Below are 8,804 nucleotides of genomic sequence, written 5' to 3'. Positions count from 1 at the left end.
AGAAGTCCGGAAGCTTAAACAATGCAGCGGTATCCATGAGAGAAGCGTCTGATTGAGCCATATGATTGAGTACGTCCAGTTTAAAGCTTGCCGGATAATTTGTATAGCCGTTAGTAAAGACGGCCTCACCATGCATCTCATAGAGCTTTAACCAATATTGGAATTGAGACTTGGTAACGCGCATTTGATTTGCGTATTCTGACTGAGATAGAAGACCCGAGTCATACCCTTGAATTAATGCCAATTTGCTGTCCTTAGTAAATTTAGTCATAAAAAACTGCACCTCCAACTGTTAGATGTGTCTAACAATTGGGGTGCAGTTCATTGGCGGGGCTTTTTTTTGTTGTTTTGAATGGCAATCCGTTTGTCTATCGATTCAAGGCAGTTTCAGTTGGGATCGATTAGGACGGCTTATACGCGGAGGAGTATGTTTTCCAGCCGCCGTCCAGATTCTTAACCCGGAAGCCATGCCCGGCCAAAATACGCGCCGCCAAGTATCCGCGCAGCCCAACCTGGCAAGTTACGTACAGCGTTTCATTCTCCGGCAGTACCTTCAATCGGCTGCGGAGATCGTTAAGCGGAATGTTGATGGAACCTTGGATATATCCTGCTTCCCTTTCCTTAGGTTCGCGGACGTCGATCAGGGTTGCGCCTTTTCCAACCAGATCGTCGATTTCATGCCATTGGACCGTTTCGACCAAGCCATCCAAGATGTTGGCGGCAACATATCCGGCATAGTTAACCGGGTCTTTGGCGGAGGAATAAGGGGGCGCGTAGGACAGCTCCAGCTCCGTCAAGTCCCATACATTGAGGTTTCCCATGATTGCTGTAGCAATGACATCGATTCGCTTGTCCACGCCATCTGCTCCAATCGCTTGCGCCCCATAGATTTGACCTGTTTCCGAATGGAATAACAGCTTCAAGGAGATGGGATACGCCCCGGGGTAATACCCGGCATGCGACGAAGGGTGAATATGGATGGCGTGATAAGGTAGGTTCATCTGCTTCAGGCGCTTTTCGTTAACACCTGTCGCAGCAACCGTTAGATCAAATACCTTGGCAATCGACGAACCGAGCGTGCCTTTGTAACGATTGTTTTTACCATAGATATGATCCGCAACCAAGCGTCCCTGCCGATTGGCAGGACCGGCGAGCGGGATAAAGGTCTGGGTCTGAAGGACATAATCCTTTCCCTCAATCGCATCGCCGATGGCATAAATGCTCGGGTCGGCGGTCTGCATATATTCGTTAACTTGAATTCCGCCGCGATCATTGACGGGAAGTCCGGCAGCTGACGCCAGCATGCTCTCTGGCCGAACGCCTATCGAAAGCAACGTCATCTCGGTTGATATTCGTTTGCCGCTGGAAAGCTCGATTTGTTGGCCGCCGTCATGAAAAGCTTCTACGCCACCCTCAAGAATCAGACGAACTCCTTTTTCTTTAAGGTGCGACTGAACGATCGCGGCCATTTCGTAATCCAGCGGAGCCATCACCTGGTTGGCCATTTCGACGACTGTAACCTGAACGCCGCGATCCTCCAGATTCTCGGCCATTTCCAGCCCGATAAACCCGCCCCCGACAATAACGGCTTCCTTCGGCTGGACTTCATCCACGTACCGCTTAATTCGGTCCGTGTCCGGGATATTCCGCAACGTGAATACGTTACGAGCTTCGGACAAGCCGGGAATATCCGGCACCACGGGCTTCGCGCCGGGTGACAGAATCAGATAATCATAGCTCTCGGTGTAGGTTTCGCCGGTAGCAAGGTTTTTAATCGCAACCATTTTTTTATCACGCAGAATGGACGTAACTTCGCTGAGATTCCGAATATCCAGCTCGTAGCGGCGGCTGAGGCCGGGTACGGTCTGCACCATAAGCTTATTGCGGTCGGTTATAGTTTCTCCTATATAGTAGGGCAGACCGCAGTTGGCAAACGAAATATATTCCCCGCGTTCCACTAAAACAATGGCAGAGCTCTCATCCAATCTCCGCAGTCTGGCAGCTGCCGAGGCGCCGCCTGCTACGCCGCCGACAATGACGATTTTTTTGCCCATCGAATATTCCTCCCTGAGTTGGTGTAAATTACGTATGGATTAATGTATACCCTATGGGGTATCATAACATGGAGCAGCATAGAAAAGGTGTTACAAATATCAGAAATGTCTGTTAAGCGACAAGTTAGAGCTCATCTCAATGAAGCTGTGGCAGCCGAAACTTGACAAAATACCCATGGGGGTATATATTAAGGACATGCAACCTATATGCTTTAAATCATGCATCCTAATAATAGTACACAGACAGGAGGGGGATCCAGATGGATTACAATGATCAGATGAAGAATCGGGTGAAACGCATTGAAGGGCAGCTGCGCGGCATTCTGAAAATGATGGAGGAGAACCAGGATTGCAAGGAAGTGATCACCCAGTTGTCTGCGACGCGGACGGCGATCGATCGGACGATCGGCGTTGTCGTCAGCTCAAATCTTGTGGAATGCGTACAGCAGGCCGCAGAGACCGGGCAGGATACGGAGAAGCTTGTGGTTGAAGCGGTAAATCTGCTAGTTAAGAGCAGATAACGGGGAAGTGTCCCTCATTTTAATATCAGGATCCACCAATAAGATTGACAGGACCTTGGATATCGTTTAATATACCCCAAGGGGTATTATCGGACCATATACTCATTCATTTTAAGGAGGAATCATGATGAACGCGGATAAACTATTGGACGTTAAAGGCTTGGCCTGTCCCATGCCGATCGTGAAAACAAAGAAACAGATGAAAGAAATGGAACAAGGTCAAGTGCTTGAGATTCATGCAACGGATCAAGGCGCGAAGAGCGACTTGATGGCTTGGGCCAAATCGACGGGCAACGAGATGCTGGAACATCAAGAGGATGGCGGCGTGCTGAAGTTTTGGATTAGGAAGGGATAATTTTTTTGAGTGCTTCAATACCCATAGGGGTATAAAAGACTTTGCTATTGGATCTATTAATAAACGCATTACAGGGGGAGATCATGACGTGACAGAAACAAAAAAGACAACGATCGTATTATTCAGCGGCGATTATGACAAAGCAATGGCTGCCTATATTATCGCCAACGGTGCGGCCGCATACGACCATGAGGTGACGATTTTCCACACCTTCTGGGGGCTGAACGCATTGCGGAAGGATGAGGATGTCCTGCTGCCCAAGAAAAAAAGCTTCATCGAGAAGATGTTCGGAAAAATGATGCCGCGCGGATCCAACCACATGGGACTTTCCAAAATGAATTTTGCCGGGATGGGTCCCAAAATGATCAAGGACGTCATCAAGAAACACAACGCCGTTCCGCTTCCGCAATTGATCGAGATGGCACAGGAGCAGGACGTGAAGCTGGTTGCATGCACGATGACGATGGATCTGCTTGGGCTGCAGCAAGAAGAACTGCTGGACGGCATCGAGTATGCGGGCGTTGCGGCGTATTTGGGCGACGCTCAGGATGGCAATGTTAACTTGTTCATTTAAGAAAAACAGCGGCGAAGGCTGCTGTAATAAAGAGAGGGAATAAAGATGGATATTCTCAATGTATTGTTCATTGCACTTCTCATTCTGTTTGTCGTTTGGAGAATTCTCCCCGCCAAAGGAGTCAGGCAAATTACCGCGGCTCAGCTAAACCATGAGCTGAAGGATGCCAATGCGAACAAGCAGTTCATCGATGTCCGGACGCCGGGAGAATTCAAGGGAAATCACATTCGGGGTTTCCGCAATATTCCGCTGGATCAGATTTTGTTGAGTAGCGAGTTGCTCTCCAAAGAAAGGGAAGTGGTATTGATCTGCCAAAGCGGTATGCGAAGCAACAAAGCGAGCAAAACATTAAAGAAATCAGGCTTTGTGAAGGTGACCAATGTGAAGGGCGGCATGAATGCCTGGTCTTAAACTTAAAAGTAAAAGGAGTGCTGATCAACGTGAGAGAAATTTCTCCAAAAGAACTAGAGCGGATGTTGAGTGACGGGACAGCCGTGAATATCATTGATGTGCGAGAAGTGGAAGAAGTCGCGGAAGGTAAAATTCCGGGCGCCGTTAATATTCCCCTCGGTCTGATTGAATTCCGCAAGCAGGATCTTGATCGGTCGAAAGAATATATCATGGTATGCCGTTCCGGTGGACGCAGCGGCCGTGCAGCCGATTATTTGGAAGGCCAAGGCTATCAAGTCATCAATATGACGGGCGGCATGCTCGCATGGGAGGGCGAAACAGAGTAACCGTGTCTATTTGAAAAGAATGGGTGTGTTCGTCACCTTTTTTTGAAACGAAATATACCCCTTAGGGTATAAAGGATCTGACAAACAAAACAATGGAGGTTCGATGTGATATGGCAGCAATTGAATCGAATATGAAGTTGGACGCTAAGGGGCTGGCATGCCCGATGCCCATCGTCCGCACAAAAAAAGCGATGAAGGATCTTGAAGCCGGCTATGTGCTGGAGGTAGAGGCGACCGACAAAGGTTCCAAGGCCGACATGCAGGCATGGGCGGAAAGCACGGGCCATCAATATCTCGGAACGGTTGAAGAGGGGGATGTGCTGAAACACTACCTCCGTAAATCGTCAGGGGAAGAAACGGCAGAACGAAGCTATCCACATGTAGCGTCTAATGATCAGCTGGAGGAGAAACTTGCGTCCGGAGCGCCAATCATCGTCTTGGATGTGAGGGAAGCGACGGAGTTTGCTTTCAGGCATATTCGCAATGCCGTATCGATTCCGCTTGGCGAACTGGATGAACGTATGGCTGAGCTGAACAAAGAGGATGAAATCTATGTCATCTGCCGTACCGGGACGCGGAGTGACCTCGCTGCGCAAAAGCTCTCAGCTAAAGGCTATGCAAGCATTATAAACGTGGTGCCGGGCATGAGCGGCTGGAGAGGAGAAACGTTAGGCTTGAATGATCGCGCAGATTCTTAAGATGGCTGTCCAATAAGCATGCTTAGCACTTCGTATTTGCAATAGGCAGCCGGAAGGAATGTGCAATTTATCAGATCCAATGACTGAATTTAAGAGGAGGAAGAGCACCATGACAATGAGAGAAATGAAAGCGCAAGAAGTGGCCATGAAGGTGATTCGCAAAGAGAGCCTGTTTCTATTGGACGTGCGGAACCCTTCGGATTTTGAGGATTGGAAGATTGAGGGCGAAGGAGTTCGGCATTTGAATATCCCTTATTTTGATTTGATTGACGGCGTGGAAGAAATATTGGATCAAATCCCGGAGGATCAAGAAGTGCTGGTTGTATGCGCCAAGGAAGGGTCGTCGGTCATGGTGGCCGAGATGCTGGCCGAGCAAGGACGGAATGTCGCGTACTTAAAAGGGGGGATGAAAGCCTGGAGCGAACATCTTGTCCCGCTGAAGATCGGCAGCTTGGCGGATGGCGGCACGCTATATCAGTTTGTTCGTATCGGCAAAGGCTGTTTGTCTTATATGGCGGTATCGAACGGCGAAGCGGCATTGTTTGACGCTACCCGCATGACGGAGGTATATCTTGAATTTGCCGAAAGCGTGGATGCCCAAATCAAGCATGTGTTTGATACCCATCTCCATGCAGACCATATTTCCGGCGGTCGAATGATTGCTGAGCAGACAGGAGCCGTATACTGGCTTCCGCCAGAGGATGCCAGCGAGGTCGTGTTTAAATACGAGCCGTTGAAGAACGGCGATCAAGTGGCGATTGGCGGGAGCACCATCCGCATCGATGCGCTCCATTCTCCGGGTCATACCATCGGCTCCACTTCGTTTGTCATAGATGACCGCTACCTGCTGACAGGCGATATTCTGTTTATCGATTCCATCGGCCGTCCGGATCTGGCGGGGCTGGCAGACGATTGGGTCGGCGATTTGCGGGAGACGCTCTATGCCCGCTACACCCAACTATCCGATGATTTGATCGTACTGCCGGCGCATTTCATGATCATGGACGAATTGAACGAGGACGGGACGGTCGCGAAGAAATTGGGAGAGCTGTATCGGGAAAACCATGGCCTCAGCATCGCCGAAGAGACGGAATTTCGAACATTGGTAACGCAGAATCTGCCGCCGCAGCCTAACAGCTATCAGGAAATTCGTCAAACCAACATGGGGAAAATGAACCCTGACACCGAGCGGCAGCGTGAGATGGAGATTGGGCCGAACCGCTGTGCGGTACGTTAATTTGGACCACGACACTCTAATGCTAAGAGGCAGGATTATTCATGATTAAGAGCTATGGCAAGGGTCGATAACAAGATCGGCCATTGATATAAACGGATGAAACAAGATATAAAGAGATCCAAGGGAACCGGACAGGTTCCCTTCTTTTCTAAAGAGAAATAAGGGGGCAGCACGATGGAACTAAGTATATCCTTCATCATTACGATATTTTTAATCGGATTCATTGGCTCATATATATCAGGAATGGTTGGCATTGGCGGCTCGATCATCAAATACCCGATGCTGCTGTATATCCCGCCGTTATTCGGCCTTGCGGCTTTCACCACGCATGAAGTATCGGGCATAAGCGCCGTACAGGTATTCTTTGCCACGATTGGGGGCGTGTGGGCATACCGCAAGGGCGGATATCTGAACAAAACGCTCATTATCTATATGGGTTCGGCCATATTGCTCGGCAGCTTCATCGGCGGTTTCGGCTCCAAGATGATGAGCGAAGGCGGCATCAATCTCATCTATGGCATATTGGCGCTGATTGCGGCCGTGATGATGTTCATCCCGAACAAAGGGGTGGACGATATTCCCCTGGATCAGGTCAAGTTCAATAAATGGCTGGCCGCTTTGCTGGCTCTTGTGGTCGGAATCGGAGCTGGCATCGTCGGAGCGGCTGGTGCGTTCCTGCTCGTTCCGATCATGCTGGTTGTATTGAAAATACCGACGAGGATGACCATTGCCACCTCGCTTGCGATTACCTTCATCTCATCCATCGGTTCGACGGTTGGCAAGCTGACAACGGGGCAAGTGGATTATATCCCGGCCCTTATTATGGTTGTTGCCAGCTTGATCGCTTCTCCACTCGGTGCGGCCGCGGGCAAGAAAATGAACACAAAGATTCTGCAGATCATTTTGGCCGTTTTGATCCTGGCAACGGCTATCAAAATATGGCTGGACATTCTATGATGGTTCTATCGTTTAAGTAAGACGTGATGCTGCAGAGGATGAAACAGGCATGGTAATATGGTGATATGCCCAATGTTATCCAAGTAACTGATGATCAATAGGGGGATCCAATAATGAATCCATGGAATGAACGGTTTCAGGGCGAAGACTATGTCTTCGGAACCGAGCCCAATGTATTTATAGCCGACATGCATAAGAGGTTGGCATTAACGGGTAATGCGCTTGCGATCGCGGAGGGCGAAGGACGAAATGCGGTGTTTCTGGCTCGCGAAGGCATGAACGTAACCGTGTGGGATTATGCGGAGTCCGGCCTGAACAAAGCCAATAAGCTGGCCGAAGCCAGCGGCGTTGAGATTCGCACCGAGCTTGTGGACCTTAGGGAAGCGCAGTGGACGAAGGAGCAATGGGATGAGATCATTTGCGTGTTCGGACATTTTCCCAAAGAATTGAGAACAAGGACGCTGGAAGGCGTGAAAACCGCGGTGAAGCCGGGAGGATATTTTCTCACCGAGGTGTATTCCCCGTACCAGATTCCTTATCGCAGCGGGGGGCCGCAAGATCCTCTGTTTTTATACGCGCCCGGCGATTTCCTTGAAGCTTTTGCGGATTGGCGAATCGTCCATTTTTTCATGGGTGAGGTCGTTCGGCAGGAAGGACAGGGGCATCAGGGCTTGTCCCATGTCATTCAGTTTGCGGGGCAAAAGCCGTCCATCAAATGAATATTTGCGAATAAGCATTAGGTGAACAGCTTGGATACATCGGACCGATCGCCCTGTTTCACATAGTCGGAGGGTGACAGACCGGTGTATTTTTTAAACATGCGATAAAAATAGGACGTATCATAATAACCCAGATAGTGGGCGATATGAGCGATTGTCATGTCGGAATGAAGCAGCAGGCCGCACGCTTCCAGCACGCGCAGCTGGTGCATGTACCGAATCGGGGAATGACCGTACACCTCCTTGAAGAGGGCGGTGGCATAATTGGGGGAACGATGGATTAACTTTGCGAGTTTTTCGATTTCGATCGGTTCGCGGTAATGGTCCAACAGATACGATTTGATGGTATCCGCATAATTTCTTTTGCTTGGCGGCAGCTCGGTCTTCTCGAGTTCCCGGGCCAGCATGCCGAGCAGCTCCTGCATGATGCCCTGACAGATCATGGAGCGGTAGCTTTTGCCGCCGCGCATTTCCTCGAATAATCGCTCGCAGCGGCGGTAGGCATACTGAATATGCGCAAGGTTGAATTTGCGGAATTGCCCTCCATCCAGAAACGGAATGCCTGTGGTTACCTGAGGATCCATCGTAAAGAGAATAGTGTATTTCCGATGGGGGATATCATTCCAGTTGCCGCCGCTCCGTTTCGTCGATTGCGGGATGAAGAGCACGTCTTCCTCTTCCGCAATGATCTCTTCCCCGTTGATTTCATACCTCACTTTACCTTCTCTTACCACAACGAGCACGTTGTAACGGAGCGTCTCAAGCTGAGTCCGCCAGTTCGGGATATGATCATCAAAATTCACGCTCATTAATTGGATCACAGACAAGCACCTCGTAGTGATTTTATACCTATAGCCTAGCATATCCATGCTGCCAATGAGTAGCTGTTTGTTGGTATTTACAGGTCTGCTAACCAAAATCGAAGGAGAATCGTACAACAAATTAACGAAAT

General features: G+C 49.6%; 11 protein-coding genes and 1 pseudogene. 9 read left to right on the top strand and 3 right to left on the bottom strand.

What is annotated here, in order from left to right:
* Nucleotides 1–271, bottom strand: a pseudogene (locus tag BMX45_RS21765) (helix-turn-helix domain-containing protein); the annotation flags it as partial.
* 130 nt (nucleotides 272–401) lie between these two features.
* Nucleotides 402–2,054 carry a CoA-disulfide reductase gene (locus BMX45_RS21760; RefSeq protein ID WP_090911748.1) on the bottom strand — a complete coding sequence of 551 codons (1,653 nt, stop codon included), beginning with the start codon at nucleotides 2,052–2,054 and terminating at the stop codon, nucleotides 402–404.
* A gap of 260 nt (nucleotides 2,055–2,314) precedes the next feature.
* On the opposite strand from BMX45_RS21760, the gene BMX45_RS21755 reads away from it, so the two are divergent.
* The 9 genes from BMX45_RS21755 (at nucleotide 2,315) to BMX45_RS21715 (ending at nucleotide 7,852) form a co-directional block, all read left to right on the top strand.
* Complete coding sequence (locus BMX45_RS21755; protein WP_009591350.1) at nucleotides 2,315–2,575, top strand: metal-sensitive transcriptional regulator; 261 nt, start codon at nucleotides 2,315–2,317, stop codon at nucleotides 2,573–2,575.
* 127 nt (nucleotides 2,576–2,702) lie between these two features.
* Nucleotides 2,703–2,930, top strand: a complete 228-nt coding sequence (locus tag BMX45_RS21750; RefSeq protein WP_090911746.1) for a sulfurtransferase TusA family protein — start codon at nucleotides 2,703–2,705, stop codon at nucleotides 2,928–2,930.
* 88 nt (nucleotides 2,931–3,018) lie between these two features.
* Nucleotides 3,019–3,504: a DsrE/DsrF/DrsH-like family protein gene (locus tag BMX45_RS21745; protein ID WP_015734628.1), complete on the top strand. Its 486-nt coding sequence runs from the start codon at nucleotides 3,019–3,021 to the stop codon at nucleotides 3,502–3,504.
* Between the two features lie 45 nt (nucleotides 3,505–3,549).
* Entirely contained in the window at nucleotides 3,550–3,915 is a 366-nt protein-coding gene (locus tag BMX45_RS21740) for a rhodanese-like domain-containing protein (RefSeq protein ID WP_090911744.1), read from the top strand.
* A gap of 29 nt (nucleotides 3,916–3,944) precedes the next feature.
* Nucleotides 3,945–4,241, top strand: a complete 297-nt coding sequence (locus tag BMX45_RS21735) for a rhodanese-like domain-containing protein (RefSeq protein ID WP_090911742.1) — start codon at nucleotides 3,945–3,947, stop codon at nucleotides 4,239–4,241.
* A gap of 110 nt (nucleotides 4,242–4,351) precedes the next feature.
* Entirely contained in the window at nucleotides 4,352–4,939 is a 588-nt protein-coding gene (locus BMX45_RS21730) for a sulfurtransferase TusA family protein (RefSeq protein WP_090911740.1), read from the top strand.
* Between the two features lie 109 nt (nucleotides 4,940–5,048).
* Complete coding sequence (locus tag BMX45_RS21725) at nucleotides 5,049–6,176, top strand: MBL fold metallo-hydrolase (protein ID WP_090911738.1); 1,128 nt, start codon at nucleotides 5,049–5,051, stop codon at nucleotides 6,174–6,176.
* Between the two features lie 174 nt (nucleotides 6,177–6,350).
* Entirely contained in the window at nucleotides 6,351–7,133 is a 783-nt protein-coding gene (locus BMX45_RS21720) for a sulfite exporter TauE/SafE family protein (protein WP_090911736.1), read from the top strand.
* 113 nt (nucleotides 7,134–7,246) lie between these two features.
* On the top strand, nucleotides 7,247–7,852 hold the full coding sequence (locus tag BMX45_RS21715; RefSeq protein ID WP_090911734.1) for a class I SAM-dependent methyltransferase: 606 nt from the start codon (nucleotides 7,247–7,249) through the stop codon (nucleotides 7,850–7,852).
* Between the two features lie 17 nt (nucleotides 7,853–7,869).
* On the opposite strand, the gene BMX45_RS21710 is transcribed toward BMX45_RS21715, so the two are convergent.
* Nucleotides 7,870–8,661, bottom strand: a complete 792-nt coding sequence (locus BMX45_RS21710) for a helix-turn-helix domain-containing protein (protein ID WP_254778178.1) — start codon at nucleotides 8,659–8,661, stop codon at nucleotides 7,870–7,872.
* Nucleotides 8,662–8,804: the final 143 nt, after the last annotated feature.

The sequence above is a fragment of the Paenibacillus sp. cl141a genome, from assembly GCF_900109305.1.
Classification (GTDB): Bacteria; Bacillota; Bacilli; order Paenibacillales; family Paenibacillaceae; genus Paenibacillus_AQ; species Paenibacillus_AQ lautus_A.
The sequence above is the reverse complement of the archived record's forward strand: the minus strand, read 5'-3'. Positions and strand labels throughout refer to the sequence as shown.

What these genes read in the sequence shown, in the direction of transcription:
- BMX45_RS21760 (WP_090911748.1), bottom strand. Translation starts at nt 2,054, where the DNA reads ATGGGCAAAAAAATCGTCATTGTCGGCGGCGTAGCAGGCGGCGCCTCG.
- BMX45_RS21755 (WP_009591350.1), top strand. Translation starts at nt 2,315, where the DNA reads ATGGATTACAATGATCAGATGAAGAATCGGGTGAAACGCATTGAAGGG.
- BMX45_RS21750 (WP_090911746.1), top strand. Translation starts at nt 2,703, where the DNA reads ATGAACGCGGATAAACTATTGGACGTTAAAGGCTTGGCCTGTCCCATG.
- BMX45_RS21740 (WP_090911744.1), top strand. Translation starts at nt 3,550, where the DNA reads ATGGATATTCTCAATGTATTGTTCATTGCACTTCTCATTCTGTTTGTC.
- BMX45_RS21730 (WP_090911740.1), top strand. Translation starts at nt 4,352, where the DNA reads ATGGCAGCAATTGAATCGAATATGAAGTTGGACGCTAAGGGGCTGGCA.
- BMX45_RS21725 (WP_090911738.1), top strand. Translation starts at nt 5,049, where the DNA reads ATGACAATGAGAGAAATGAAAGCGCAAGAAGTGGCCATGAAGGTGATT.
- BMX45_RS21720 (WP_090911736.1), top strand. Translation starts at nt 6,351, where the DNA reads ATGGAACTAAGTATATCCTTCATCATTACGATATTTTTAATCGGATTC.
- BMX45_RS21715 (WP_090911734.1), top strand. Translation starts at nt 7,247, where the DNA reads ATGAATCCATGGAATGAACGGTTTCAGGGCGAAGACTATGTCTTCGGA.
- BMX45_RS21710 (WP_254778178.1), bottom strand. Translation starts at nt 8,661, where the DNA reads ATGAGCGTGAATTTTGATGATCATATCCCGAACTGGCGGACTCAGCTT.